General features: G+C 49.1%; 25 protein-coding genes, 4 tRNA genes and 1 pseudogene. 7 read left to right on the forward strand and 23 right to left on the reverse strand.

The window, feature by feature from the left end; all coding sequences use genetic code 11:
• The 4 genes from ACTRXD_RS02225 to ACTRXD_RS02240 all read right to left on the reverse strand — a co-directional run.
• Positions 1–131 (reverse strand): GTP-binding protein (locus ACTRXD_RS02225; RefSeq protein ID WP_442430316.1); only part of this gene is annotated, 131 nt, incomplete at its 3' end.
• Positions 132–184: 53 nt separating this feature from the next.
• A tRNA-Thr gene (locus ACTRXD_RS02230) sits at positions 185–260 on the reverse strand.
• A gap of 66 nt (positions 261–326) precedes the next feature.
• Positions 327–401 (reverse strand) — tRNA-Gly (locus tag ACTRXD_RS02235).
• A 90-nt stretch (positions 402–491) separates the two neighbouring features.
• Positions 492–576 (reverse strand) — tRNA-Tyr (locus ACTRXD_RS02240).
• A 512-nt stretch (positions 577–1,088) separates the two neighbouring features.
• Here ACTRXD_RS02240 and ACTRXD_RS02245 point away from each other — a divergent pair.
• A complete protein-coding gene (locus ACTRXD_RS02245; protein WP_442430237.1) occupies positions 1,089–1,454 on the forward strand; it encodes a DUF192 domain-containing protein in 366 nt (121 codons plus the stop codon).
• Positions 1,455–1,472: 18 nt separating this feature from the next.
• On the opposite strand, the gene ACTRXD_RS02250 is transcribed toward ACTRXD_RS02245, so the two are convergent.
• A complete protein-coding gene (locus ACTRXD_RS02250; protein ID WP_442430238.1) occupies positions 1,473–3,647 on the reverse strand; it encodes a RelA/SpoT family protein in 2,175 nt (724 codons plus the stop codon).
• Positions 3,648–3,986: 339 nt separating this feature from the next.
• A complete protein-coding gene (locus ACTRXD_RS02255) occupies positions 3,987–4,190 on the reverse strand; it encodes a ubiquitin-like protein Pup (protein ID WP_442430239.1) in 204 nt (67 codons plus the stop codon).
• Positions 4,191–4,329: 139 nt separating this feature from the next.
• Between ACTRXD_RS02255 and ACTRXD_RS02260 the strand changes: the two genes are divergently transcribed.
• The 4 genes and pseudogenes from ACTRXD_RS02260 to ACTRXD_RS02275 all read left to right on the forward strand — a co-directional run bounded on the left by ACTRXD_RS02260 (position 4,330) and on the right by ACTRXD_RS02275 (position 6,475).
• Positions 4,330–4,404 (forward strand) — tRNA-Val (locus ACTRXD_RS02260).
• A 177-nt stretch (positions 4,405–4,581) separates the two neighbouring features.
• Complete coding sequence (locus tag ACTRXD_RS02265) at positions 4,582–5,763, forward strand: tetratricopeptide repeat protein (RefSeq protein WP_442430240.1); 1,182 nt, start codon at positions 4,582–4,584, stop codon at positions 5,761–5,763.
• A gap of 94 nt (positions 5,764–5,857) precedes the next feature.
• Positions 5,858–5,980, forward strand: a pseudogene (locus tag ACTRXD_RS02270) (ribonuclease H1 domain-containing protein); the annotation flags it as partial.
• A gap of 75 nt (positions 5,981–6,055) precedes the next feature.
• The gene (locus ACTRXD_RS02275) at positions 6,056–6,475 is read left to right on the forward strand and encodes an RNase H family protein (protein ID WP_442430317.1); all 420 of its coding nucleotides are present in this window, start codon (positions 6,056–6,058) and stop codon (positions 6,473–6,475) included.
• 63 nt (positions 6,476–6,538) lie between these two features.
• Here ACTRXD_RS02275 and ACTRXD_RS02280 read toward each other — a convergent pair whose 3' ends face one another.
• From ACTRXD_RS02280 to folD, 15 genes are all read right to left on the reverse strand, one after another.
• A complete protein-coding gene (locus ACTRXD_RS02280; RefSeq protein ID WP_442430241.1) occupies positions 6,539–7,525 on the reverse strand; it encodes a hypothetical protein in 987 nt (328 codons plus the stop codon).
• A 3-nt stretch (positions 7,526–7,528) separates the two neighbouring features.
• Positions 7,529–7,822: an integration host factor subunit beta gene (locus ACTRXD_RS02285; RefSeq protein ID WP_312646236.1), complete on the reverse strand. Its 294-nt coding sequence runs from the start codon at positions 7,820–7,822 to the stop codon at positions 7,529–7,531.
• Positions 7,823–7,922: 100 nt separating this feature from the next.
• On the reverse strand, positions 7,923–8,762 hold the full coding sequence (gene sppA, locus ACTRXD_RS02290; protein WP_442430318.1) for a signal peptide peptidase SppA: 840 nt from the start codon (positions 8,760–8,762) through the stop codon (positions 7,923–7,925).
• A gap of 96 nt (positions 8,763–8,858) precedes the next feature.
• Positions 8,859–10,562 carry a 30S ribosomal protein S1 gene (locus ACTRXD_RS02295; RefSeq protein WP_442430242.1) on the reverse strand — a complete coding sequence of 568 codons (1,704 nt, stop codon included), beginning with the start codon at positions 10,560–10,562 and terminating at the stop codon, positions 8,859–8,861.
• A 54-nt stretch (positions 10,563–10,616) separates the two neighbouring features.
• Positions 10,617–11,285 carry a lysophospholipid acyltransferase family protein gene (locus ACTRXD_RS02300; protein ID WP_442430243.1) on the reverse strand — a complete coding sequence of 223 codons (669 nt, stop codon included), beginning with the start codon at positions 11,283–11,285 and terminating at the stop codon, positions 10,617–10,619.
• Positions 11,282–11,941 (reverse strand): (d)CMP kinase, encoded by a 660-nt coding sequence (gene cmk / locus ACTRXD_RS02305; RefSeq protein ID WP_442430244.1) that lies wholly within the window; start codon positions 11,939–11,941, stop codon positions 11,282–11,284. Before cmk ends, ACTRXD_RS02300 begins: the two co-directional genes overlap by 4 nt.
• Positions 11,942–11,996: 55 nt before the next feature.
• Positions 11,997–13,304 (reverse strand): 3-phosphoshikimate 1-carboxyvinyltransferase, encoded by a 1,308-nt coding sequence (gene aroA, locus ACTRXD_RS02310; RefSeq protein ID WP_442430245.1) that lies wholly within the window; start codon positions 13,302–13,304, stop codon positions 11,997–11,999.
• On the reverse strand, positions 13,301–14,215 hold the full coding sequence (locus ACTRXD_RS02315; protein ID WP_442430246.1) for a prephenate dehydrogenase: 915 nt from the start codon (positions 14,213–14,215) through the stop codon (positions 13,301–13,303). The genes aroA and ACTRXD_RS02315 overlap by 4 nt, the downstream gene beginning before the upstream one ends.
• 10 nt (positions 14,216–14,225) lie before the next feature.
• On the reverse strand, positions 14,226–15,239 hold the full coding sequence (gene aroF / locus ACTRXD_RS02320; protein WP_442430247.1) for a 3-deoxy-7-phosphoheptulonate synthase: 1,014 nt from the start codon (positions 15,237–15,239) through the stop codon (positions 14,226–14,228).
• 22 nt (positions 15,240–15,261) lie between these two features.
• On the reverse strand, positions 15,262–16,347 hold the full coding sequence (gene hisC, locus ACTRXD_RS02325; protein ID WP_442430248.1) for a histidinol-phosphate transaminase: 1,086 nt from the start codon (positions 16,345–16,347) through the stop codon (positions 15,262–15,264).
• A gap of 129 nt (positions 16,348–16,476) precedes the next feature.
• Complete coding sequence (pheA, locus tag ACTRXD_RS02330; RefSeq protein ID WP_442430249.1) at positions 16,477–17,559, reverse strand: prephenate dehydratase; 1,083 nt, start codon at positions 17,557–17,559, stop codon at positions 16,477–16,479.
• Between the two features lie 155 nt (positions 17,560–17,714).
• Positions 17,715–18,638 carry a methyltransferase domain-containing protein gene (locus tag ACTRXD_RS02335; RefSeq protein ID WP_442430250.1) on the reverse strand — a complete coding sequence of 308 codons (924 nt, stop codon included), beginning with the start codon at positions 18,636–18,638 and terminating at the stop codon, positions 17,715–17,717.
• 526 nt (positions 18,639–19,164) lie between these two features.
• Positions 19,165–19,695 carry a hypothetical protein gene (locus ACTRXD_RS02340; protein ID WP_442430251.1) on the reverse strand — a complete coding sequence of 177 codons (531 nt, stop codon included), beginning with the start codon at positions 19,693–19,695 and terminating at the stop codon, positions 19,165–19,167.
• 561 nt (positions 19,696–20,256) lie between these two features.
• A complete protein-coding gene (gene panB / locus ACTRXD_RS02345; protein ID WP_442430252.1) occupies positions 20,257–21,045 on the reverse strand; it encodes a 3-methyl-2-oxobutanoate hydroxymethyltransferase in 789 nt (262 codons plus the stop codon).
• A 26-nt stretch (positions 21,046–21,071) separates the two neighbouring features.
• Entirely contained in the window at positions 21,072–21,929 is an 858-nt protein-coding gene (folD, locus tag ACTRXD_RS02350) for a bifunctional methylenetetrahydrofolate dehydrogenase/methenyltetrahydrofolate cyclohydrolase FolD (RefSeq protein ID WP_442430253.1), read from the reverse strand.
• Between the two features lie 403 nt (positions 21,930–22,332).
• On the opposite strand from folD, the gene ACTRXD_RS02355 reads away from it, so the two are divergent.
• Positions 22,333–23,307, forward strand: a complete 975-nt coding sequence (locus ACTRXD_RS02355) for a hypothetical protein (RefSeq protein ID WP_442430254.1) — start codon at positions 22,333–22,335, stop codon at positions 23,305–23,307.
• On the forward strand, positions 23,304–23,975 hold the full coding sequence (locus ACTRXD_RS02360) for a hypothetical protein (protein WP_442430255.1): 672 nt from the start codon (positions 23,304–23,306) through the stop codon (positions 23,973–23,975). The genes ACTRXD_RS02355 and ACTRXD_RS02360 overlap by 4 nt, the downstream gene beginning before the upstream one ends.
• Positions 23,976–24,013: 38 nt before the next feature.
• Here the strand turns inward: ACTRXD_RS02360 and ACTRXD_RS02365 are convergent, their stop codons facing one another.
• Together ACTRXD_RS02365 and rnc are read right to left on the reverse strand one after the other, a co-directional pair.
• Positions 24,014–24,481 (reverse strand): peptidylprolyl isomerase, encoded by a 468-nt coding sequence (locus ACTRXD_RS02365; protein ID WP_442430319.1) that lies wholly within the window; start codon positions 24,479–24,481, stop codon positions 24,014–24,016.
• A 178-nt stretch (positions 24,482–24,659) separates the two neighbouring features.
• Entirely contained in the window at positions 24,660–25,409 is a 750-nt protein-coding gene (rnc, locus tag ACTRXD_RS02370) for a ribonuclease III (protein ID WP_442430256.1), read from the reverse strand.
• Between the last annotated feature and the right edge of the window lie 14 nt (positions 25,410–25,423).

Here is a 25,423-nt window from a genome sequence, read left to right on the forward strand (position 1 = left end):
AACTTCGCCTTCCCCGTATCCCCCATCACTTTCGTCAAGGCCGACGTCAGGGTCGTCTTCCCATGGTCAACGTGCCCGATCGTCCCCACATTGACATGCGGCTTCTTCCGCTCAAATTTCGCCTTCGCCATGCCCTACCTCTTCCTTAAAAATGCTACGAAATAATTCTAAATTGTATCGTTGCTGGAGCCCACGACGCGGATCGAACGCGTGACCTCGTCCTTACCAAGGACGTGCTCTACCAACTGAGCTACATGGGCTCTTTCACTTTCTCGAGAAGATCTTTGCCTCAATCAGGCACGCAAATCTAAGCCCACCCAAAAAAATGGAGCGGGCGACGGGATTTGAACCCGCGACAGCCAGCTTGGAAGGCTGGAACTCTACCACTGAGCTACGCCCGCAGCTTGGTCTAAACCCTATATACTGAGAAAATTTTCCTTCAACAGCACATCTTGTCGTATCCACTAGATCCCGTCCTTTTCAGTCAGTCATGGTGGGCAGGCAAGGGTTCGAACCTTGGAAGCCGATGGCAGCAGATTTACAGTCTGCCCCCGTTGACCGCTTGGGTACCTGCCCTTTGAATGAGTAGGACCGTCTTCTACTTAAACCGCTTTGGAATTACATCATGGAAATTATTAAGATGAAGATCTTTTTGAAGTGAAGACAAACAAGGCAGAAATTAGCCCCTGCATGTACAGATCATCAACAAAAACATTCGTATTTTGTTCTAAAAACAGGAGCAGAACAAATTCACTCTTCTTGTAAACGAATCATTATAATTTCCAAAGATGGTCTGGTCAAGACCCTCGCGTGGACTTTAGGCGCTTACGACAAGAGAAAATCTTATTTGACAAACCCGCTCTCCTCACGCCACATTCCTAGCAATGCATTCCCGCATGAAGTACCATCGCCTCCCCTTAGGATGCCAGCAGAGAAGCCAGGTGAACTTTTATTGCTTGATCTGGGTAGTCATCGTGCCCTTTTTCTTAAGCATGGGCTTAATCATTGGATCTCCCGTAAACATTTTTGGCGAAATAAAAGACCGACAGGATAACGGGCTTGCAAGTATCACAACACCTAAGGGAGCAATGATCTACGCAGAGGTGGCAGATACCTCAAATAAAAGAGCTCAAGGCCTAATGTACCGGACGACCATGGAGGAGGATCATGGTATGCTCTTTATTTTTCCAGAATTGGGGTATTGGACTTTTTGGATGAAGAATACCAAGATCCCACTTGATATATTATGGTTGGACAAAAAGGGAACCATCATCCACATTGAAGCAAACGTCCCTATTTGCACGAGAACAGATGATCACTGCCCACGCCATTATTCATATAAACAATCATGGCAAGTCCTTGAACTCAATGCCGGAATCGCAGAAAAGCTCCAACTCCTACCTGGAAGCCGATTAACCATCTCATTGCCTCCCCAGAACCATAACCCCTCTTAGTTGCCCATAACATTCCCGTTACCATCCTCGCACTCGCTTAGCAGAAAGAATGCCGTCAACTCGTTGAATTTCCTGCAGTATCAGTTCAAGGTGGGCGGTATTTTTTACTTCAATAACAAAGTCCAATACGGCCTTTCGATCCTCTCTGGTAGAAATCTCTGCCCTGGTAATATTAGCTTGACATTGAGAAATTCCAGCGGACACCTTAGCCAACACACCAGTTCGATCCAAGGTCAAAACTGATACTTCAACTGAATGCGTGCCATCTAGCTCCGAATCCCATTCCACCTCTACTAAGCGATTGTGATCCCATTCTAATGATTGAAAGTTCGGACAATCGATCGCATGAATGGTCAACCCTCTCCCCCGAGTAATATACCCACGAATCGGCTCACCAGGAACAGGCTTGCAACACTTGGAGAGTTGCATCAAAACATCTTTGGTTCCCCCAAATTTCACAGATCCCTCCCGAAGGAGTCCTGGGAGCTTTTGCTGAGAGGGGTGAGGGACGACCTTCGAGGGAGACGAAGGCCCTTGCTCGGCACCATCGTGAAAGTGATTGACAATTTGATCCGGAGACAAACGACCGAATCCAACCTGCCGAATCAATTCATCCACCGTTTCACTGCCCTTTGCCTTAGCCATTGATGAAAGGCGATCAGATTTCAAGGATTGTGCGACAGGAAGATTATGTCTCCGAAATTCTTGCTCTAACAGTCGTCGCCCAAGTTCCAGTGCCCGCTTTTGCTCTTCAACTTTAAACCAATGCTTGATTTTCGTTTTTGCCCGGGAAGTTCGGACAAATTTCAACCAACCTCGATGAGGTACCTGCGAGGGGGAGGTCAGAATCTCTACCATATCCCCACTGCTTAATTGATAACGGAGAGGAACTAATTTCCCATTAATCTTTGCTCCCACACAATGATCTCCAATTTCCGTATGAATCGCATAGGCAAAGTCTAATGGAGTGGCCCCAACAGGGATCTCCCGCACTTCCCCCGTTGGCGTAAACACAAACACAACATCATGGAATAAATCCAATTTAACCGAATCCATAAACTGGCGGTTATCGGCAAGATCCTTGTGCCATTCCACAAACTGCCTGAGCCAGCTGAAGACCTGTTCATCCCGTTCGCCAACTTTTCCAGGCTCCTTATAAAGCCAATGGGCTGCCACACCGTATTCATTTATTCGATGCATATCCGCCGTCCGGATTTGGAATTCCACATACTCTCCTTGTGGGCCAACAACTGTCGTGTGTAACGATTGATACAAGTTCGAACGTGGAGTCGCGATATAATCTTTAAAACGACCAGGGACGGGAGGCCAAATGGAATGCAACAACCCCAAAATGGCGTAACAATTCATTTTGGTGTCCGTCACAATACGAACCGCTGTCAAATCAAAGATTTCGTCAAAAGATACGGACCGGCGCTCCATTTTTTGATAAATGCTAAAGAGATGCTTAGGACGTCCATCTATCTGTCCTGGCAACCCTGCGTCCAAAAGAGCCTGCTGAGCCAGGTGAATCAGGGATTGAATATATTCCTGACGCTCCTCATCCTTTTTAGCCAACCGTAGCTTTAAATGAGACCAGGCATCCGGTTCCAAATATTGGAAGCACAAATCCTCTAGCTGCTGCTTAATCCAACTCATACCAAGCCGGTTAGCTAGCGGTGCATAAATTTCCATTGTTTCTTGTGCAATTTTTCTCCGTTTTTCGTCCGACAACGCTTCAAGTGTCTGCATGTTATGCAATCGATCCGCTAACTTGATAAACACCACTCGAATATCATCAGCCATAGAGAGAACCATCTTGCGGAAATTTTCCGCCTGCTTCTCTTCATCAGTTTTAAAAGGAATTTGCCCAATTTTGGTGACGCCCTCCACTAAACGAGCCACGTCACTTCCAAATTCTTTTTCTAACTCGGCTCTCGTCGCTACGGTATCTTCGAGCGTGTCATGTAAGAGTCCAGCCACAATCGCGGGAACGTCCAATTTCAAAAAAGTTAAAATCCCAGCGACCGCTAAAGGATGCTGGACATAGGGTTCGCCCGTACGTCGAGTTTGCCCTTCATGAGCCTTCGCGGAATAATCATAAGCTCGTTTGATGAAGTCGGTATCAGCCTCGGGGTAATAGGCTTTTACCTGATCCATAAGTTGTGCAATATCGGTCAAATGCGTCACACCCATTTTTTAGTCTTTCATCCAATTGTCTTGGGACATTGCCGACGAATCATAACAAAAAACAGAAAAAAATGCTTTGCCTTTCCCTTTCAGAATCTGTAATTGGCGCCCCACATCCCGAGGGACACAAAAAGGAAGAGGCTCAATTTCCCCATGAAGAGACAGGTCACTCAAAAGAGGCATTCATCGGACTGAACCTGAATAAATGCGATGCGAAAGGTTTGAGGCCGGAAGACCTTCACTGAAAATGACCTTAAGAAGAACAGAGAATGCCAAGAGAGTTAATATATCCGGCGAGTGAAAAGGGCAGGAGAGAATTTCTAAAAATCAACGAACCTAATACATTTATTCTCCACCTTTTTGTACATAATTTTTGACAAATTCAGCCGCATTTTCTTCTAAAACTTTATCAATTTCATCAACCAGTTCATCCATTTCTTCTTTTAGACGTTGACCTGTCTCCGCAACATTCGGATCAGCCTGAACGTCCTCTGTTTCTTTGGGAGAGCTTGGTTTTCGAGGCTCGTATTTACGCTCTTGCTTGTCCATGGTGCACCTCCTTGGTCAAGTCGATGAAATACCTATTAATTCAGGGTACTCCACACTTTCTCCTACCGTCAAGAAAACTATTATCATCCTCGCGGACTTCATTGCAGCACTCCCAGCATTATGATAAATTGCCTCCCGCGGGCGATTAGCTCAGTGGAAGAGCGCTTCCTTCACACGGAAGAGGCCACTGGTTCGATCCCAGTATCGCCCACCATGATACATCCTTTCTGGATCAATTTCTTCCCGGCACTATCGTTGTTCACATCATCAGCAGATAAGAGCGAGGCCTTCTTGATCCTGTATTTTTCACCCACGACTTAATTCGGACCCCATTTCCCTAGTCGAGTTATTCTACAACACCTCGATCATTTACTCTCAAGAGCCGGTAGTAATGGTACAACCGATCACCCATCATAATCGACCTTACGCAAAGCCGACAAATGTCCTGAATGTGTTTTTGCTTTTCTTCTTACTCCCACATTGCGCCAGCACTCCCCCTGCCTCCAACCTTCCACCCTCCGAAAGCGACCTCCATCTCTTAGGAAAGGCCGCCTTGTGCCAAACAAAAACAGAGGTTCAAACGGGTTGGCTGCAATCCGTGGGACAGGAATCTCCCTGGGGAGGGGGCACCGAGGTCTTTCGTGAAACCGCATCACCCAAGAAACACGTACAATGGTTCATGTTTAATGAAGATCAGACCCTTGTGGGCGTCATCACCGTATTCCCACGCGGCCTGGCTTTAGAAGACTATCCGAAACTTCGTCATACCCTGAGTCAATTACCACCGGCTCGCGAATTCTTTTTTCATTCTTCCCAGCTTCTAAAAGAACAAACCCCTGACTCTGGTACTCTGCATCGGACCGGAGAAGCCACGACCACGCATCAATATTTCATGCGATACACTCAAGGGAAACAAGACCAACTGGTCATGGCCGTTTTCGTTCTTGATCCTTATGAAACGCTTTTAGATGGCAGCCATTCAAAATTTCTTTCTTATGTTGAAGGTCCAGATCCCCCGGAGAAAGACCTCCCTGGTACAAAAGGACAATTAGGCTCAGAAGAGGAATTTTTAGGACTTCAGCAATTTGCCAGAGGAGAGATAGCCTTATTTGCGTCGTGTGGCAACAAGCAGCCAGAACTAGCCGTTGACGCCTATCAGAAAGCCATTCAATATGGTTTATCTGATCCGAAACAGTTGGCGGAAGCCCACCATCGTCTTGGATTGGCCTTAAGAAACATGGGCAGACTCCCAGAATCCGCAACTGCTCTGGAACAGGCCCTGACCATCCAGCCATACTCAGCAGTCATCCTCAATAGTTATGGCTCAGTCTTAGCGCAACTTGGAAAAGTACCAAAGGCTATCGAAACCTATGAGCGGGCTTTATCCTTGCAGCCAAACTATGCTCAGGCCCGATTCAATTTGGCTGAAGCGTATGAAGTACATAACCCCAAACGCGCCATTCAAGAATACGAAACATTCCTGATATTGGCAGGGGATAATCCTGAGGAAATGACAAAAATTGACCTGGCCAAAGGTAGAATTCAGACCTTACAAGGCGGATCCAGACAGTAATCAAACTGCAATTAATTCTTATGAGACATACCCGGCTCAAGCACTAGTCATATCAAAAGATCTTTGCAGTGAATAATCCACGCGTTAAACCTTCATGAAATTCTATGCCGTCCGCCGCGGCCGCACCATTGGCATTTTTGAGAGCTGGGATGCCTGTCGTGCCCAAGTTCATCATTTTCCCGGAGCCGAATATAAAGCCTTCCCCAACCGAGAAGACGCGGAAGCTTTTCTTTCATCTCGTTCAATACGCCAACCAACCAAGAAGAAACCCGCGACAGGAACATCATCCTCAATGATCGAAGTTTGGGTCGATGGATCCTGCTTCCCCCAGGGCGATGGCTCTCTTCGACTGGGATGGGGAGTACTAGTCAAAAAAAATGGTGTAGAAATTCACCGGGACAAGGGGAACGACATTCCGCAGGCAGCCATGAATCACCGAAATGTCGCTGGGGAAATTCTTGCCATCCTCAAAGCCATTAAATGGTGCCAATCTCAAGGGATAACAGAAATAACGATCTACTTTGACTACCAAGGACTGGAAAGTTGGGCAACCGGAGCCTGGCGCACCAAACTACCATTTACCCAAGCCTACGCACAGGCGGTCAACGAATCAGGCATCACGATTCACTGGGTCAAAGTGAAAGCTCATTCCGGCAATCCGGAAAATGACCTTGTCGATCAACTTGCGAAAGAAGGGGCCAGGGGGAAGTAAGAAATTGGGAATTTCAAGGGGAATACCAACCGCACAACCAGAAGAAGACGAATCGAATATCGGTTACAGCTTTCCTTCTCCTTTTAAATAATTCCTGAACCGGGTCATCAGTTCATCACCCAATACACCAACATCAGGCTTTTTCTTCATGTAATCCTTAATCTCATCCAAGCGATGCTCTGCCTGCTCATTCCCCTTTAATCGTTTAACTTTTTGCATAGCATCACCGAACGCATCAAAGGTCAGCTCCTGATAGCCAAAACTTCGAATCCGCTTGACGGCTTTCATCATCGCCTCATTTCGAAAGGTGGTGAGGTGTTCGGAGTCGATAGTGGTTAATCCGAGTTTTCTCGCACGGCGTTCTGCGGCTTTTCGAATGCCGCTTCGGACAAAATCCGGTGAGGTATGAAGACGTTTCCAGGCCTCATCCGTCCATGCCACCTGTGTGGGCGGATCCTCCCAGAGACGGATCAAGGTTTCAGCATCAATCTTCGCGATCCCTTGTTCCCTGGCTAGATCCTCAGCATCCCGCTTTAACATATCCGTCACAAATTCCATAGCAATCGGAGGTGAATCCTGAATACGCTTATTCAACAAAGCCAGAGCTTCCTCGGTCCATTCCATGGGTACGTTTTTCTCGATCGGAATATCCCCTAAGGCTTCAACCTTTTCAAATAATTCCACATTCACTTCCATATGACCGCGTTCTTTAGCCACATCTTCAGCGATCTTGCCAATCATGCTTCGCATGAACTCTGGAACGGCCTCTAGGCGCTTCCGCGCCTCGGCGGTCCAGGGGAGTTTGCCTTGAGCCATATCCTCGGCCGCTTGAGTCATGCCGGCCGCGCCCCCCATCGAGCCCATCATTTGCTGTTTAAATTGGTCTAAAGTTTCAGCCGTAATTTCTGTATATCCCAATTCTTTGGCTTTTTTTTCTGCAAGACGGCGCACCATACCTCTCAGGAACAAAGGAGCGCGTTCCAGTCGAGACGAAGCCTCTTCCGTCCAGGGGATCTCGTGATCTGTTTGAGATGGCTCGGTAGTAGACATGGTTTAGACAGGTGGTAACTCAGGGTTTAATAATTCTTTGATCTCTTTACCGGCTTTAAAAAACGGCATGCGTTTTTCAGGGACCGACACCGATTCTCCAGTTTTAGGGTTACGCCCTTCTTTGGTCTGACGGTGTCGAAGACGAAAACTCCCAAAACCACGGATTTCTGTTTTTTCTCCACGCTTTAAAGAATCACGGATAGAATCAAAAATGGTGTTGACTACTAACTCGGCTTGCCTTCGACTCAATTGGGGAGCCTTTTCCGCCAACTTTTCGATGAGATCCGCTTTTGTCATCCGATCCTCCTTCTCACAGAGACTCGCTTTTTGAACCTTGAGTTATGCCAATGAGCATCGCTTCTCAAAAGACGTAATTGATCCATTTTGCTTGTCCGGATCAAGCCACCCAAAGGTACAACAACGGGGTGGGAAAATGAGTCGTGGCAAAGGTGCGAACACTTCCAAGAAATGTGTTTTCAAGTAAATCCCTGAATGAAAACGGTTTGCTCACCTCCAGGACACGTGGCTCCCCCTCAATCCCGCCTAATTCGCCGGCTAACTTAATGGCATCGTGCAAATCACCGATATCATCAACTAACAAAATTGATTTGGCTTGCTGCCCCGTAAAGACACGCCCATCGGCTAGCTGCTCGACTTCCGCCACATCCAGGGATCGCCCATCGGCCACCGCATCGATAAATTGACGATGGACATCATTCATCACCAACTCTAAGACCTTGCGATCTTCCTCATTCATGGGACGAAAAGGAGAGCCGATATCTTTATATTTTCCACTTTTGACTACAAGATTCTTGACTCCGATTTTTTCAAGTAGCTCGTGAAAATTTGCCAATTGCATGATGACGCCAATACTCCCCGTCAAAGTACCCGGATTAGCGAGAATGCGATCGGTGCCCACGGCAATATAATAGCCTCCCGAAGCCGCCACCGTACCCATGGAGGCGATTACCGTTTTATTCTTTTCTTTTCTCACTCTCTTAACGGCATTATAAATTTCTTGAGAAGGCGCCACGCCCCCACCCGGGCTATCAATTCTCACCACAATCGCTTTGACCAAAGGATCGTCAGCAAAGTTTTTCAGTTCCTCGACAGTCTGATAGGAATCAAGAATGGGACCCTCAACCCGAACGATGGCCACACCATCCTTACCTGCTAACAATAATTCCGGAATCAGGCTTTTCCCAACACTAAACAGGACAAGGCCTCCGAGAATCATCCACAGCACGCGCTTCCATCGAGGATACCCATTACTCATAATATTCGGGATTGGCCATAAGTCCCGCGCTCATCCAAACCATTCTGCCCATGAAGCCTATTCGCCTTCATCCCCTTGATCTTTCTTTTGGACAACTCGCCCAAGGGTTTGATCAACGCTGCCTTGAGAGCTATTAAATTCTTCCACCTCGGTTTGTTCTAGGTCCTTCAAATGCTCCCAAAGACTTAACGCAATTTTTCGATCGTCACAATCAACTTTAACGATTTTCGCTGCCACTTCCTGACCAACAGCAAATTTTTCCTCAAGGCGTTCCTGCACATCCGGCCCGATCTCACTGATGTGAATCAACCCTTCTACGCCGCCTTCCAATTCCACGAATACCCCAAAGTCGGCGATTTTGGAAACTTTGCCGGTAGTGACTTCGCCGACATGATATTGCTGGGGAATTTCAGAGACCCATGGATCCGAGATCAACTGCTTATACCCCAAAGATAAACGTTCCTTTTCTTTATCAATTTTTAAAATAACGGCTTTGACCGATTGCCCCTTCTTAAACAGCTCGGAAGGATGCTTAATATGCTTGGTCCACGACATATCAGAAATATGGATCAAACCATCGACACCTTCATCCAAACCGACAAAGGCGCCAAAATCCGTGACACTTTTTACTTTGCCCTCAATCTCCGTGCCTTCAGGGTACTTGTCTTCAATAATATCCCATGGGTTAGGAGCAGTTTGTTTCATCCCAAGAGAAATCTTCCGGCTATGCTGGTCAACATGGAGCACCTGAGCTTCTATGGTGTCGCCCACAGACACGACCTTTGATGGGTGGCGAACCTCATGGGTCCAAGACATTTCCGACACGTGGACCAAACCCTCAACGCCTGGCTCCAATTCGACGAACGCACCATAATCGGTCAGGCTCACAACTCTCCCATTCACGCGACTTCTTGCCGGATATTTTTCTTCAACTTTTGTCCAGGGATCTGGAGATTTTTGCTTAACGCCCAAGGATATACGACCCGTTTCCCGGTCGTATTTCAATACTAAGACTTCAACTCGATCCCCAATGGAGAACATATCGGATGGATGTCCCACACGGCCCCAGGAAATATCGGTAATGTGTAACAGGCCATCAATACCTCCTAAATCAAGGAAGGCCCCATAATCCGTAATGTTCTTCACAGTGCCTTCAATCAACTGCCCTTCCGACAATGTCGACAATGTCGACTGTCTTCGTTTATCCCGAGTTTCTTCGAGTAGCGCCCGTCTGGAGACCACTACATTCCCCCGACGATGGTTAATTTTAATAATTTTAAAGTTATACGTTTTCCCGACCAGACCATCCAGATCTCTGACCGGCGTCAAATCAATTTGCGATCCTGGCAAAAAGGCCTTCACGCCGATATCAACGATCATGCCGCCCTTAATACGAGAAATGACTTTCCCTTGCACTTGTTTTTCATCTTTGTGAGCAACTTCCAAATCCTCCCAAACCTTCATCTTGTCGGCTTTTTCTTTGGAGAGGAGCAAATTGCCATCCGCATCCTCACATTGCTCGATATACACTTGAACCGGGTCATTCACCGCCAGCTGTTCCAACTCTTCCGGAGAAAATTGGTCGGCAGGGATCATGCCTTCAGACTTATAGCCAATATCCACCACCACACGATCTCGCTGGATATCAATGACTCTGCCCTCGGTAATCGTTCCTTCTTCAATATTTTTAAACGTTTCGTCGTATAATGCGGCAAGAGTTTCGCGATCAATTTTTTCAGGTTGTTGAGTAAGAGTATTCATCCGACTTTTGTTACCTCCAGGAGAGTTTGGCGGGTTAAATGGTGATTGCCATGATTATTCACACAACTTGCTTTTTGAATCTGCTTCATACGCATCCTGGGCCGGAGAGGGAACGCCACCCAATTGCGCAATATGATCCATAACCGTTATCGATACGTCCTCATAAAATGACTTGACACTCTTCCCCTCATCTTTACAAAATTTCAACGGTTTTCCAAAGCTGACCCTTACCGGAAACAGCCGCGGCCATCGAGCCTGAATGGGAAGAACTGTAAAGGTACCAGAAATATACACAGGAATCACCTGGCATTGTGATTCAGCTACCAAATAACCCAGGCCAGGCTTCCCGATCTGCAAGGACCCGTCTTCCGTTCTTGTCCCCTCGGGGAAAATAACTACGGGTTCACCTGCTTGCAGGTGAGAGAGTGCCTGCCCAAAGGCTTTCCTGTCCAGTCTGTGCGTTTTTAAAGGGATCCAGCCTAGCTTTTGCAAGGCCCAATTCAGATACCGATTGGGAAATAAGCTCGCTCTCCCTAAAAAAAAAACCCGCCGCGGAATCGCGCACCCTAACAAGGGAATATCAAAGTAACTGGCATGATTAGCCGCAACGATAATCCCTCCAGTCTTGGGAAAGTGTTGGGAACCTTCTGTCCGAAATCGAAACAGGAGGCGCGCCAATCCATTAAACAGGATCCATAACAGCCCGTAGGCCACTCCACTCACGAACGATCCGCTATGAATTGCATCATGTGGCCGACAACTTCTTCAACAGATTGTCGGGAGGTATCAATCATGATCGCCTCAGGCGCCGGACGTAAAGGGTCGACCATTCTTGTCCGGTCACGATCATCTCGGACGGCCATGTCGTTACGCACGGTCTTCAGATCAATAACTTTCCCTTGTTGACCTAATTCTCGTTGCCGTCGGTTCGCTCGAATCTCCAATTCCGCATCGAGAAAAAACTTCACATCAGCACTGGGGAACACTCGCGTCCCCATATCCCTTCCTTCAGCAATAATCCCAATTTCACCAACAACTTTCCGTTGAATCGGGAGTAACCAGTCCCTGACGGACTGAATAGCTGCAATGCAGGAAGCCAACTGGCTAATTTCTGGCGTTCTGATGACCTCCTGATTAATTGCTTGCCCATCGACCCAAATGGAAAGGACATCCCCACTCAGGACCAGTCGCAGATTGGTCCGCGCTAGAAGTGCTTGGATGTAAGCAAGATTATTCGGGTCAAGATGTTCTTGTTGAACTTTCCAGGCAATCGCACGATACAAAGCCCCCGTATCCAGATAAACATATCCAAGACGGGTAGCCAAACACTTGGCCACAGTACTCTTCCCGACTCCAGCTGGACCGTCAATAGTGATCACTAACCGACGAGGTTGAACGGCCCTATTCTCCTCTTACGAACTAATTTCTGGAGCATTATAATGTTCGCTCAGAATTTGTCAATAAATCCAACAGCTTATCTTTGAACCCCGGGAATGATGTCTCAACGCATTCCACATCTTCAATGGTAATCTGAGACTCCGCCACTAATCCGCAGATGGCCAGCGACATCACAACCCGATGGTCGCCATAACTCTGACAAACCGCACCCTTAATCAGGGAACCGCCATTGATAACTAAACCATCCGGCTGTTCCTCAACTTCAACGTGGAGACGGGATAATTCTGTCGCCATGGCTCGAATGCGATCGGTCTCTTTCACCCGAAGTTCGTGTGCTCCGGTAATGCGTGTCTGTCCATGGGCCATAGCGGCAGCCACACACAATATAGGCAATTCATCAATCGTTTTGGGAATGAGTTCAGGCCCAATAGTCATTCCCCTCAGCGGAGCAGATCGCACACGGATATCCCCAACCGGCTCCCCAGATATTTCTCGTTGGTTGACGATGGTGATATCAGCTCCCATCTCGAGGAGAATATCCAAAATACCCGTTCTTTCCGGATTCAATCCTATTTCAGTGAGCAGGATATCCGAATCAGGAACGATCGATGCCGCAACAATAAAAAACGCCGCAGCCGAGATATCTCCAGGAACCTCAATTGGCTTTCCATCAAAAGAGGGTCCGCCTTGAAGTTGCACGGTGGACCCATCAACCTGGATGGGAACTCCCAAATAGGATAAGAGACGCTCCGTATGATCTCGTGATCGTCTAGGCTCCTTCACAATGGTCGTCCCTTCGGCAAAGAGCCCGGCCAAGAGGACGCACGATTTAATTTGGGCACTGGCGACAGGAGATTCATAGAGAATCCCCTTGAGCCCGGTCCCTTGAATAGCCAAAGGAGCCAACTCACCGCCACGTCTTCCGGAGATGACGGCTCCCATTTGACGAAGAGGAGTAACCACCCGGCCCATCGGACGACTTCTCAGAGAGGAATCCCCAGTCAGAACGGAAAAGAAATTTTGCCCGGCTAAGACGCCAGCCAAAAGGCGCAAACCCGTCCCGGAATTTCCACAATCCAACACATTCGAAGGTTCCTGCAGGCCCCAGAGTCCTTTGCCGGTCACCTCAAGTCCCTCAGGCGTTTTCTGTACATCAGCGCCTAAGGCACGAATCGCATCAAGGGTATTCAGGCAATCCTCGCCTTTAGAGTAGCCCACAATGCGTGTTTGGCCCTGCGCCAAGGCTCCAAAAATGAGGGCGCGATGCGTAATGGATTTGTCCCCCGGTACCGACAGGCTGCCACGAAGGGGTTTTTTGGTCGGAAGAATGGTGAACTGACTCATATCAATCGTTCTCGTGAGGCTTTGGCCCGAGCAATGGCCTCGTACAATCCAGGTGCATCCCGTTTGCTCAACAAGTCCCGAAAATCTTGTAGCTGTTGAATATACCGATCAACCATCTCAACCAAATTCGCATGATTGGCGATACAAATATCCCGCCACATTTCAGGCGAACTGGCCGCAATCCTCGTGGTATCGCGCAACCCTCCCCCAGAAAAATTCAGCAAGTCCGCCGGCTGAGATGTTCGTCCTTGCAATGCCTCCAAGGTGTGCATAAGAGAAAAAGCCGCGATATGAGGCAGATGACTCACCGCACCGAAGACCCAATCGTGGTCCATGGGATCCATCGACGCCATCACAGATCCGACAGTTTCCCAAAGGTGACAAACCCTTTCCAGGGCCTTGGCATTCGTATGGGGAGTCGGAGTCAGAATACATCGAGCGCCTTGAAATAAATGCGAATCGGCGTGCGCCACCCCCGATTTTTCTTTCCCGGCAATCGGATGGGCCCCGACAAAAAATGTCGAGGGAGGCAACCTGGCTTCAATTTTTGAGACCAGTAAGCCCTTCACGCTCCCCACATCACTCACGATAGCGGACGGAGCCAGATCCTTTCCCCACAGGTCAATTTGGGAGAGGTAGGTCTCTACGGGAGTGGCCAGGACAATTAAATCCGATTGGCTCACCGCCCGATGCGGCTCCAGGGCAAATTGATCAATGGCACCCATTCGAACGGCTAGTTCGAGATTTTCTTGTCGACGACCGATCCCCACGACCGTTTTGGCCAGGCCCTGTTCCTTCAGTGCAAGGCCGAGAGAGCCTCCAAGCAGGCCTATCCCGATAATGGACACGTGCCGGAACAGCGGTTCTGAATGGGAAGGCGACATGATGGAAGGCAAAAGTGTCGGAATCACAAGAGAACAATCAAAGTTCCCGGCCGACAGCCTGCGCCACCTTTTGTAAATCATTCATGAGTTCGGTAAACCGGCTGGGCTTCAGGGATTCCTCTCCGTCGCACAAGGCACATTCCGGATTAGAATGTACTTCAATCAACAAGCCGTCAGCTCCAGCCGCAATTGCGGCTTTGGCCATAGGGGCCACAAGCTTCCAATTCCCGGTTGCGTGACTTGGATCAACAATAACGGGCAAATGCGTCATTTCTTTTAGCGTGGGAATCGCACTTAAATCGAGCGTATTGCGATACTGAGGCTCAAAGGTGCGAATTCCCCTTTCACACAGCATGACATTCCGATTGCCACGGGACATAATATATTCTGCGGATAACAGTAACTCTTTAATCGTGGCCGAGAGCCCACGCTTCAACAAGACGGGTTTGTCATAGGCACCGACCTCTTTTAACAGTTCAAAATTTTGCATATTCCGGGCGCCAACTTGGATCACATCCGCTTTTTCTAAAAAATGTCCGAGATCACGAGCATCCAAAATTTCACTCACCACCGGAAGGCCGGTTTGCCTCCTGGCCTCAGCCAAAAACTCCAATCCTTCCTGTCCCAACCCCTGAAAGGAATAGGGCGATGTACGAGGCTTATACGCGCCGCCACGCAAAATGGTGGCACCGGCTCTAGCCACTTCTTGGGCGATGCCCACCGTAATTTCTAATTTCTCCACCGCACAAGGACCGGCCATAATCACGATCCGACTTCCCCCAACTTTTACGCCGGCCACGTCGATGACGGAATCGTGTTTTTGAAATTCACGGCTTACTAACTTCCAAGGCGCTAGAATCGGAGTCACACTTTCCACACCGGGAAACACGCTCAAGGGTTGCCCTTGGAGTACCCGGTCATCGCCAAGCACCGCCACAATGGTCCGTTCTTTCCCTTTCGTGATTTGCGTGACCATTCCTAATGAACGAAGACGATCAATCAAGTGATCAACATTCTGCTCTGTAGCTTCGGGTTTTAAGACGATAACCATTAAATAAATCTGAATCCTTGCGCTACGACAGTGTGGGAAGCACTCGGGCCAACGATTCAAGAAAGCGCCGATTTTCGGTCGGTTGCCCAATGGTCACTCGGAGCATGGGCCCACGAATATGCCGAACGATGACGCCTTCACGAAGCAACGCGTCATACGCACGCCTTCCATCAATCCCTACATTGAAATACAAAAAGTTGGCTTGACTGGGAACGGGCTCTAAACCCATGGTGATGAGCCTTTCTTGCAGAAAGGTCATTTCGGCTTCATTCATAGCCCGGCTTTTGGCCACATGATCGTCATCGGACAGGGCTGCACGTGCGGCTTCTTGTGCCAAGCTATTCACGTTGAAAGGGGGACGAACACGATTCACATATCCGGCGATTTCTTTGGTCGTATACCCATAACCCACGCGCAACCCTGCCAATCCATAAATTTTTGAAAACGTCCGTAGTACCACAACCGGCCGCCCGTCACGAACATACTGCAAGCTGTCCGGAAAATCGGGATGTCGCACGTATTCATAGTACGCCTCATCAAATACGACAACCACATGATCGGGAAGTCGGGAGAGGAACCCATCAATTTCCCGTGCCGTCAGCATGGTGCCCGTGGGATTATTCGGATTGCAGAGAAAAAAGAGCCGCGTGCGGTCGGTGACCGCGTCAACCATGGCCGCTATATCATGGACCCAATTTTTCAAGGGCACTTCTACCGGCACACCATGCCCTCCTAATACAGAGAGCTTGTACATCACAAACGTCAGATCGGCCATGACCGCTTCATCACCCGGAGAGAGAAACGCGCGAACCAAAAGACTAATGATTTCATCTGACCCATTGCCAACCAGAACCTGATCATCGGAAACCTTCCACCGCTCAGCTAACGCTTGCCGAAGGTAGTGAGCCCCGCCATCCGGATACCGGTGAAGCGACGCGGCTGCCCCCGCTAAAACCTGTAGCGCATTGGGCGAAGGACCCCAAGGATTTTCATTAGAGGCCAGTTTAATGGCCTGAGTAATTCCCAATTCCCGCTCCAATTCGTCCAAGGGCTTCCCTGGAGAATAGGGGGTTAAAGAGGCGATTGTGGGATGGACACGCAGTGGCATGGGTTTCCATTCTTTCTTTTGTGCACATGCGGGAAAAATCGAAAAAACTTCATATCTACCTGGGACGATCTTTTGCCCCAGCCCCTTACGGATCTCCATCCTTCAAGGGCATACAGGTTGGGCCAGAACCTACTGATGAGAAGAATACGATCCCAGAACCTTCATCATCAAACAACGAGACCTGACTTCCTCAAGGGCCTTCTTGAGGCGATCATCGTCCTGATGTCCATCCAAATCCATATAAAACAGATATTCCCAGACTTTTCGTCGGGTAGGCCGGGATTCAATTTTGGTCATACTAATGCCGTGCGATGAAAACGGGCGGATCAGGTCATACAAGGCTCCAACCCGGTCTTTTGCTGAGACAATGATCGACGTTTTATCACGACCGGTTGGTTCTGCTCCCTTTTGGGATAAAATGAGGAATCTGGTGAAATTATTAATGTTATCTTCAATTCGTGATCGCAGAATATTCAATCCATACAACTGAGCAGCCAATTCGGAGGCAATGGCCCCAGCGGTTGGATCATTCACGCACCGCTCAGCAGCCCGAGCCGTACTGGGCTCTTCCGCAAAATTCACAGAAGGCAAATTGGTTTCCAGCCAGTTCCGGCATTGGGCAAGGGCATGCGGATGAGAATAGACCGTCTTGATTTCTTCTAATTTTTCCGCCTTCGAAAGAAAGTGATGGGACACTTCCAGCATCACTTCACCATAAATCAACAAGGGTGAGTCCACGAACAGATCTAACGTATGGTTGACCACCCCTTCCGTTGAATTTTCTATGGGAACCACGCCAAACCGCATACGTCCCCGCTCCACTTCATCAAACACATCCTTAATGCTATTGACCGACACATAGTCGGCCGATCCCCCGAACTTCCGCATGGCAGCCAGATGCGTAAACGTGGCAGGTGGCCCTAGATACGCGACCGTTTGTGTTCCCTCGAGAGAAAGGGACGCCGACATAATTTCCCGGTAAACATGACGCAGCGCTTCACTAGGAAACGGCCCGGGATTCTTGCGCATCAACCGTTCCACGATCGCGACTTCCCGACCAGGGGTGTGAAGATGGGCAGACGAATCCTGTTGTTTTTTCAAATGCCCAATTTTAATGACGTATTGGGATCGCTCATTCAATATGTTGAGAATGTCGTCATCAAGCCGGTCGATCTCTTGACGGCATTGTTGCATATCCTCTGGAAGCTCCATGAGACTCATCCTTTATCCTGAAAAATCTGCAATTTAGGCAGGAGCATACAAGGAATACCCTGCTGTGGCAAGCAAGCGTTTCCCCCTGTCAGCTTGCGACTTTCCTTCATATACAGGGCTACATTTTTAGACCACCTACGCTGGGTCTTTCCCGGTCAGCGCGGCACCAGAAATACATACCGCTGAAGACGATCACTCAAACACCGATCGGTCGCTTTGATCGTCCAGTCGGGAAAGGTGGCCGTAATCCAGTCCAAAGTCATTGAGGAATCCCCGTAGGTGACGTCACCGTCGATCGGCGCCCAGTTGTGTGGATTGAAGGCGAAGCCTTCCTCGCGATGTCGAACGGCTAGGGCCACTTTCTGCTCGGGTGATGTATGCGGGTCATGCTCCCAGTTTTCGACAGGACGAATGGTCATGGCCAACAGCCCATCATCCGCAATATATTTCCGCAAAGTGTTTAACGAGGTTATCATTGCCCGTCGGGACAAATGAGTATACACAGAGAAGGCATAAATGAGGTCAAACTTCGCCTCCCCAACCGGTAGGGACGTAGGCAAATACTCGGATACGGCGAAATTTGAGCCTAGTCCCGACTTTCGGCAAAGCTCAATTGACTGTTCCCGAGGATCAACACCGAAGGTTTTTTCCTCGGCAGTGAAGTAATAGAGCAATTGCGCGATGCGGCCATAGCCGCATCCAAAGTCTAAGACAGTGGCATTATCCAATTGTCTCCCGGTCACGCGCGTATAGTTGTAACTCAACGCGCGCACGAACGCGGTAGTTTCCTTGAGCAATGCCACTCCATGGTTCCCCGTCCAGCTTCGCTGAACCTCATCACTCGCCATAGAAGGAAGTAATCGTGAAAGCTTGGGGTACACAGGATCAGGCATGGACAATATAACCAAACCGAAGTCATCAAGACTGAGTTGACGAAGACCGGTTATGGCATCCTGGCGAGTGACAACCCCCGGGTCATTCTCCAATGCACGCATGACTTCCCTGATATATCCAAACATATGGTCTTTGGTGGAATCCACACTCACGGACACGGAAAATGCGGAGGGAAATTCCTTCAACAGTTTCAATCCATAGGGTCTTATTATTTTTTTAATGAAATTTTTCATCGCCTGTTGAACATGCTCCCCATTCAATTTCCTCTTGAGACCGTTGACCAGATTGTAAGTCGGTCCACTGCAACCCCTGTCTACCACACAGGAAATAGGACCCTGGCGACAAATAGTAGATTAGCCAGACCTATGAGTGACAAGTTGTACCACACTCGTGGCACCGCAAGGGGCAACTGAAAAAGAATTCCTAAGCCTTTTAGTCTGCTCATACACTCCGATTATGTTTACGCGCCGGCCACGAAGAATACCTACAGATGGATTTAGTCATGTCTAGATTCAAAGAACGCCGTATATACTGCTACGTTAAAAAGTTCCCTCGTAGATTTTATACCGGCGATCGAATAGCTCATGACGCAGCCTAGAACGATCGGTGCTCAACTGACGCCATGTGATCACGGCTACCAAGAATGCTATTACAGTCGTCGCTATGGCGTTAATAGTCTCAATCAACATTTTTGTTGTTGTCGTCCTACGCTTATGTCGGGTGGCCTCCCAGCGCATCCCCTCCCTCTTGCACGGCAGGAGGCATTCTACTCGGTTCCCATCCCGTCTTAAACTGTCCCTTGCTGCGATCCCAAATCAAATCGTCAGATAATTGGCCTGTGATTCGTCTCACCCACTGGGCAGGCATACGGTCTCGAACCAACTCAGGGAAACCGTGATCACTAGGTTTGTAAAGTGGCGGTTCCTCCCAGGCTATCGTCTCGATACCAGTCTCTTCATTTTTGGACACGCATAGTTCATGAACGATACGGGCATGCAACCACGGATTATGTCCACACGTGATATCCCCATTGAACTGCCGTTCCGAACGATAGGGATTCCTGGCTGGGCGACCAGCATAGGCCGCAAGCTCAGAAGCAGTCGAATTACGTTTCGCATACAGGAACTCAAGGATACCAGCAACACGCTCGGGAGAGTAGCGTGGGTTAAGGATCGCGGCCACTGCGTCAGCGACACCCGCTGCATCCCCCATCCAATCCCAAGTGATCAACCAAGCGTTCATATGGGTTTACAACTATGTCTTTAGTACCTATATAAATTAAACTGATTCCCCCTCAAATGCACGGTTCCGGTTACCCCTCCAGACCGCAGGATTCCTATCTGAATGCGTGTGAACCCCTTGCATTGAATGGCTTACTACCTGTCCACGACCTATCACAATCTTATGCGGATCCGCATCCCACCACCTTCTGGAAAGGTTTCATAGCCCGACTGCCGGACTGCAAACGCCCGCCGATCTCCCAGGAGAGTCACCCAAAACCAATGTTTTGGAATTGCCCTGGGAGAATTTTTGGTCAACTGACGAAAGAAGGCAAATTTTCAGCTTTCTTTGTCTGGTCTTTTTGACCATGCCTATTGGTCTGGGTAAATTGGGGAATCCTTGAAGGGGAGATGGGAGCTGAAGCCATTGCAAAGGACAGGATTGCTGACGGGGGAGGACAATTAATAAGAAACGGCAGGGAATCAAGTTATAGGCTGCGGTTAGCTTGAAATAATTGAAGGTCTGCAGGGTGTGAAAAACGTTCAGTCCAGAGTTTGAGTGGAGTACGGCGTGAAGGTTCTTTTAATGATAACTTTCAGCATCGGTAGGGAATTTTCCGCATTCAACTTCTTCTTTATACCGCCGGAGCGCCTGCAAGGCATCCGCCTTCAGATGTGCATAGGGTTTGACAAATTTCGGGACAAAGTCATCGAAGAGGCCTAACAGGTCGTAAAGCACCAACACTTGCCCGTCACACCCCTGCCCGGCGCCAATACCAATGGTCGGTATTGAAAGGGCTTCTGTGATGCGTTGTGCCAGCTCGGTCGGCATGCATTCCAGGACCACGGCAAATGCCCCGGCGGCTTCCAGTGCCTTGGCATCACACACAATAGTTTCAGCTTCATCCTGCGCCTTCCCCTTAACCGAATATCCGCCTGATTGATTCACTGACTGTGGTGTCATGCCCACGTGACCCATGACGGGAATGCCAAAACGAGTCATGGCCTCCACCCGATCAATCACTGCTATTCCCCCTTCAAGTTTCACGGCGGCGGCCCCTGCTTGCAGAAAGCGCCCCGCATTCCGCACCGCATCTTCCACGCTGGCCTGGTAGGACATAAACGGCATATCTCCAATCACCATGGCCCGCTTGGCGGCCTGGGCCACCAACCGCGTGTGATAGAGCATGTCTTCCATGGACACCGATAAGGTATTGGCCTGACCTTGCACGACCATCCCAAGGGAATCGCCCACAAGAATGACGTCCAGCCCGGCCTGCTCCACAATCCTCGTGAACAGCGCATCATAGGCGGTCACCACCGTTAGCTTTTTGCCCTGTTTCTTCTGTCGTGTAAATTCAGGAATCGTCATGTGCGCCAATTTTTATGACCTGAGGGTTATGTGCCGACATTCCGTTTGGCTGATTCCACCGTATTCTGAAGCAGCATGGCGATTGTCATCGGGCCTACACCACCTGGAACGGGTGTGAGCCATCCCGCTCGTTCTTTAACCCGGTCATAATCCACATCACCGACTAATTTTCCATCGGCTAATCGATTAATCCCGACATCAATCACGATCGCCCCCGGTTTCACCATCTCTGGGGTGACGAAGAGAGGTTTCCCGATTGCCGCAATCACGATGTCGGCTTCACGAACCACCGCTGGAAGATCTTTGGTGCGTGAATGACAGATGGTGACGGTGGCATGTCGATGTAAAAGCAACATGGCCACGGGTTTTCCTACAATATTACTACGACCAATCACTACGGCTCGTTTCCCGGCAATGTCTTGTCCGGTCGACTCGATCATCTGAATAACCCCTTTGGGTGTACAAGGGATAAACACCGGGTCGCCTGTGACTAAACGCCCGACATTGACCGGGTGAAACCCGTCGACATCTTTTTCGGGGGAGACGGCTTGCAAAATCGCCTGACTGTCCATGCCTGGCGGCAGGGGGAGCTGGACCAGGATGCCGTGAATTCGAGTATCGGTATTCAGTTGGTGGATCAATTGCAATAAGGTCTCTTGGGTCGTGGACGCCGGCAGACGATGTTCCTGAGGATAGAGCCCGGCTTTTTCACAGGCTATTTTCTTGTTCCGCACATAGACAGCCGAGGCCGGATCGTCTCCCACCAACACGGCTGCTAATCCGGGCTTGACCCCTGTGTCTTTTTCCAGAAGGCGGACCTCTTCTGGAATGCTCTCTCGGATCGCCTGGGCTAATGCTTTGCCATCAATTATCTGTGCGGGCACGTCGACTCCTTCTCCTGGAGTGTTGAAAAATGCCGCCAGCGGCGTTCTCGCCCCTTGGCCGTGCTCACGTACTCCTTCGTACGCTCCGCCCGTCCAATTGGCTGCGGTTTTGTTGGGTGGACATTTTTGAACACCCCATTATTTTGCTCTCGGATACTCCCATGCGGATTAATTGCAAAATATTTCAATTATTGAACAGAGCCTTGCATTGAAATGGTTATGCAGCTCATTAGGGTAATTTTACGATATCAGGCAGGGAAAATCTTCGTCAACAAAATGACTGCCTCATCCTTCCTTGACACCCTACAAAATCCTCACTTACCATGCCACTTCAGCTTTTCCTCTAGGTATCCCTTGTCGCTCTGATCGTCATCATCGTCTCAGCGAAAGTTCGGTTGTTTCCATGAAGCCATATTATCTTGCTGCCTCCTTCAGGAATACGATCCTCACCAGTCTGTTGCTGCTGAGTTGTTGGACGGCCATCTATGCCGAAGAGGTGACGAATTTAGCGTTCCCGCAAAGCATGATTGCCGATGGAGGACAGGCCTATTTCATCGCCAATGCCAACGGAGACCCTGGAACACGGGAAAATAAGGGTTTTATTAGTAAAGTGACGACTGAGGGTAAGATGATTGACCTCCACTTTATCCAAGGTGGGCAAAAGTCGGTCACGTTGAACTCACCGAAAGGGATGGCCCTAGTGGGCTCAACCCTATATGTGGCCGATCTGGATGTGGTCAGGGGATTTGACAAAAACACGGGAAAATCCCTCCATTCTATTCCCTTCACACAATTTCACAGTCAAACCCTTGCCGGGCTGGTGGCGGATCCTCACGGAGGGCTCTATGTCTCTGATGCCGATTCCAATACCATTTATCACATTGATGACCCCGCCCACGATCCAACCGTGAAGGTCTTTGCCCAGCATGAAAGCTTATCGCACCCGCGTGGACTTACCATTCATCCCAGGAATGGGCATGTGGTCGGTGTCGGATGGGAGGATGGTAAGATTTTTGAGATTGACGAAACCGGGACGATTCAGGAGTTGTTCGCCAACACCTTGTTTACCGGTAGTTTCTATAATTTAGACGGTATTGATTTCGACAAATATGGCACCATGTATGTGTCTGATTTGACGGCAGGGAAAGTCTGGAGAATTTTAGCCAATCACAAAAAAGAGGTGATTGCGGAGTTTCTGTTGTCCCCTTCGGGAATCGGGATTGACCGGGTCAATCATGTGATCATGGTTCCCTATTTATATGTGAATGGTGCAGAGATTAATGGTCTTGAGCGTCCCTCCAATGCTAACCCTAACAAAAAGCCCCGATCCTGGTCGGATTATGGAATGGGCTGGCTCAAGAAAGATTCCGGCGAATGAGTAAATGCCTCTATTGTCATCAACGTAAAGGCAAACGGGCTTGTCCCGCACTTGGAGGCGTGATTTGCAGCCAATGTTGCGGCACAAACCGAATCACGAATATCAGTTGCCCGACATCCTGCGCCTTTCTCGAGAGCAATGATGACTATCAGCAAAAACGTGTGGGGAACAGATTTGAACTCGAACGTCGAGGATTCTATCGACAATTATTGGATCTCGGAGGGGAACGGGCGACTGAAATATTTTATGTCTTTGAGGCTCTCGCCTATCGATTTTTTCAAGATCGGCGTGATGCTGAAGATGCCGAGGTGCTGGAGGGACTCCAAAGCCTTCGACGAAGTTTCAGCCTGATCCAGATACCAGAAGCCGGCCTGCCGGCCTTCGGTGAAGAATTACGAAAAGAATTTAAGGTCTTCGGCGAACGACAACCATTAGAACCCACGCTGGTCACCAACGTGTTGGACCAAGCCCATACCTTCATTCAAAAATTTTCCGGACCAGGGCTTCGTTCCCATCGCTTTTTACATGGATTACTCGGCTATATTCGGGAACGCCATCCCGATGTGGCAGAACAACTCGCCCGCCAGACCGGTGCGGGAGGGCGCATCATTATTCCCAGTGGATTTGATTATGCACCTGACCAACCTTCCACCGAACCGGTCAATTGATCGGCATTTTCCATCCACATTCCGGGCCACCCCCTGATTTACTGAATCAGGTCTATCGTCATTTCAATTCGCTCTAGAGGATTATCCTTCAGATCGCGGGGCTGGCTCACGATCGTATCGATGACATCAAGACCTTTCACCACTTCCCCAAACACAGTGTACTGGCCATCCAAATGGGGAGCCTTATCCGCCATGATGAAAAACTGCGATCCCGCGCTATTGGGATCTGCCGTGCGGGCTGCGGAAAGAATGCCTTTTTCGTGAATAATCCGATTAAATTCTGCTGGAACCGTATAACCAGGGCCTCCGGTTCCGTATCGGCTTCGATTGGCTGGATCTTTGGTCAAAGGATCTCCCCCTTGAATCATAAATCCAGGAATGATCCGATGAAAAATGGTTCCATTATAAAACCCTGACTTAGCTAATTTGAGAAAACTTTCAACATGCTTGGGTGCTAAGTCCGGAAATAACACGGCTTCCATTTCTCCAAACTTCGTTTTGATCAGAACGTGAGGTGCCTTGGTCTCAGCCTTCGATGGTTCTTCCGCTGCCGCCTCGTTTGGGACAGGAGAACCACCGGCAGTGAATATGGTGAACAGTCCCATCACCATCATGAGCTGACGTAGACCGCTGGCTAATAAAGTCCGTGGCTGCAACACACACCTCATAATTCCTCCTCCATGGCTATTCTGTTGATTTCTTGATTGAATGATTGGACTCGACTGAAACATCAAGCCCAGCCTGTGCCATCGCTTGCGCTGCCGCAATTTGTTCGGCCTCTTTTTTTGTCCGACCCTCTCCCTGACCCATTATTTTTCCTTGGATTTCCACCGTGACAACAAAAACTTTTTGATGATCCGGGCCGGATTCCCGAACAAGTCGATACTGGGGACTTGCTCCAAATTGTTTATGCGTCCATTCTTGCAAACGGCTTTTCCCATCCCACCCCACTGAGGACACAGGATTGTTCTGTAATGAAGAAAATTCCGTGGTCAAAACTTTTTGAATAAAAGCTCTCGCGTCATCCAACCCCCCATCAAGATACACCGCCCCAATGATCGCTTCAAGGGCATTGGCTAACAGCGATATTTTTTCTCGACCCTTGGTGGCTTCCTCCCCCCGACCCAATCGTAACCACTTCCCCAACTGGAGACGACTCGCTGCTTTCGAAAGAGTGGATCGGCTAATTAATCCCGCTTTAATCTTGGAGAGTTCGCCCTCTGTAGAATGCGGAAACATCGCCGCAAGACTTTCGCTCACAACCAATCCCAACACCGCATCCCCTAAAAATTCTAACCGTTCATTGTGTGGACTCACCGCCTGGGGTTGAGTTTGAGAAAATGAACGGTGGGTGAGCGCCTCACATAGCAGGGCTTGCTGCTTAAATTCATACTCCAACGATTCCTGAATGTCTTCAAATGCAAGAGCAGCCACGAGATCTACAAAGA

Source organism: Nitrospira sp. T9, assembly GCF_052156535.1.
Taxonomy (GTDB): Bacteria; Nitrospirota; Nitrospiria; order Nitrospirales; family UBA8639; genus Nitrospira_E.

Bases quoted from the DNA above. Each gene is read 5' to 3' on its own strand.
- ACTRXD_RS02265 (WP_442430240.1), top strand. From the start codon at position 4,582: ATGGTACAACCGATCACCCATCATAATCGACCTTACGCAAAGCCGACA.
- ACTRXD_RS02275 (WP_442430317.1), top strand. From the start codon at position 6,056: ATGATCGAAGTTTGGGTCGATGGATCCTGCTTCCCCCAGGGCGATGGC.
- ACTRXD_RS02285 (WP_312646236.1), bottom strand. From the start codon at position 7,822: ATGACAAAAGCGGATCTCATCGAAAAGTTGGCGGAAAAGGCTCCCCAA.
- ACTRXD_RS02340 (WP_442430251.1), bottom strand. From the start codon at position 19,695: ATGAACGCTTGGTTGATCACTTGGGATTGGATGGGGGATGCAGCGGGT.
- aroA (WP_442430245.1), bottom strand. From the start codon at position 13,304: ATGAGTCAGTTCACCATTCTTCCGACCAAAAAACCCCTTCGTGGCAGC.
- sppA (WP_442430318.1), bottom strand. From the start codon at position 8,762: ATGATTCTCGGAGGCCTTGTCCTGTTTAGTGTTGGGAAAAGCCTGATT.
- ACTRXD_RS02250 (WP_442430238.1), bottom strand. From the start codon at position 3,647: ATGGGTGTGACGCATTTGACCGATATTGCACAACTTATGGATCAGGTA.
- ACTRXD_RS02360 (WP_442430255.1), top strand. From the start codon at position 23,304: ATGAGTAAATGCCTCTATTGTCATCAACGTAAAGGCAAACGGGCTTGT.
- ACTRXD_RS02355 (WP_442430254.1), top strand. From the start codon at position 22,333: ATGAAGCCATATTATCTTGCTGCCTCCTTCAGGAATACGATCCTCACC.
- ACTRXD_RS02280 (WP_442430241.1), bottom strand. From the start codon at position 7,525: ATGTCTACTACCGAGCCATCTCAAACAGATCACGAGATCCCCTGGACG.
- panB (WP_442430252.1), bottom strand. From the start codon at position 21,045: ATGACGATTCCTGAATTTACACGACAGAAGAAACAGGGCAAAAAGCTA.
- ACTRXD_RS02245 (WP_442430237.1), top strand. From the start codon at position 1,089: ATGATCTACGCAGAGGTGGCAGATACCTCAAATAAAAGAGCTCAAGGC.
- pheA (WP_442430249.1), bottom strand. From the start codon at position 17,559: ATGGAGCTTCCAGAGGATATGCAACAATGCCGTCAAGAGATCGACCGG.
- ACTRXD_RS02295 (WP_442430242.1), bottom strand. From the start codon at position 10,562: ATGAATACTCTTACTCAACAACCTGAAAAAATTGATCGCGAAACTCTT.
- ACTRXD_RS02255 (WP_442430239.1), bottom strand. From the start codon at position 4,190: ATGGACAAGCAAGAGCGTAAATACGAGCCTCGAAAACCAAGCTCTCCC.
- hisC (WP_442430248.1), bottom strand. From the start codon at position 16,347: ATGCCACTGCGTGTCCATCCCACAATCGCCTCTTTAACCCCCTATTCT.
- aroF (WP_442430247.1), bottom strand. From the start codon at position 15,239: ATGGTTATCGTCTTAAAACCCGAAGCTACAGAGCAGAATGTTGATCAC.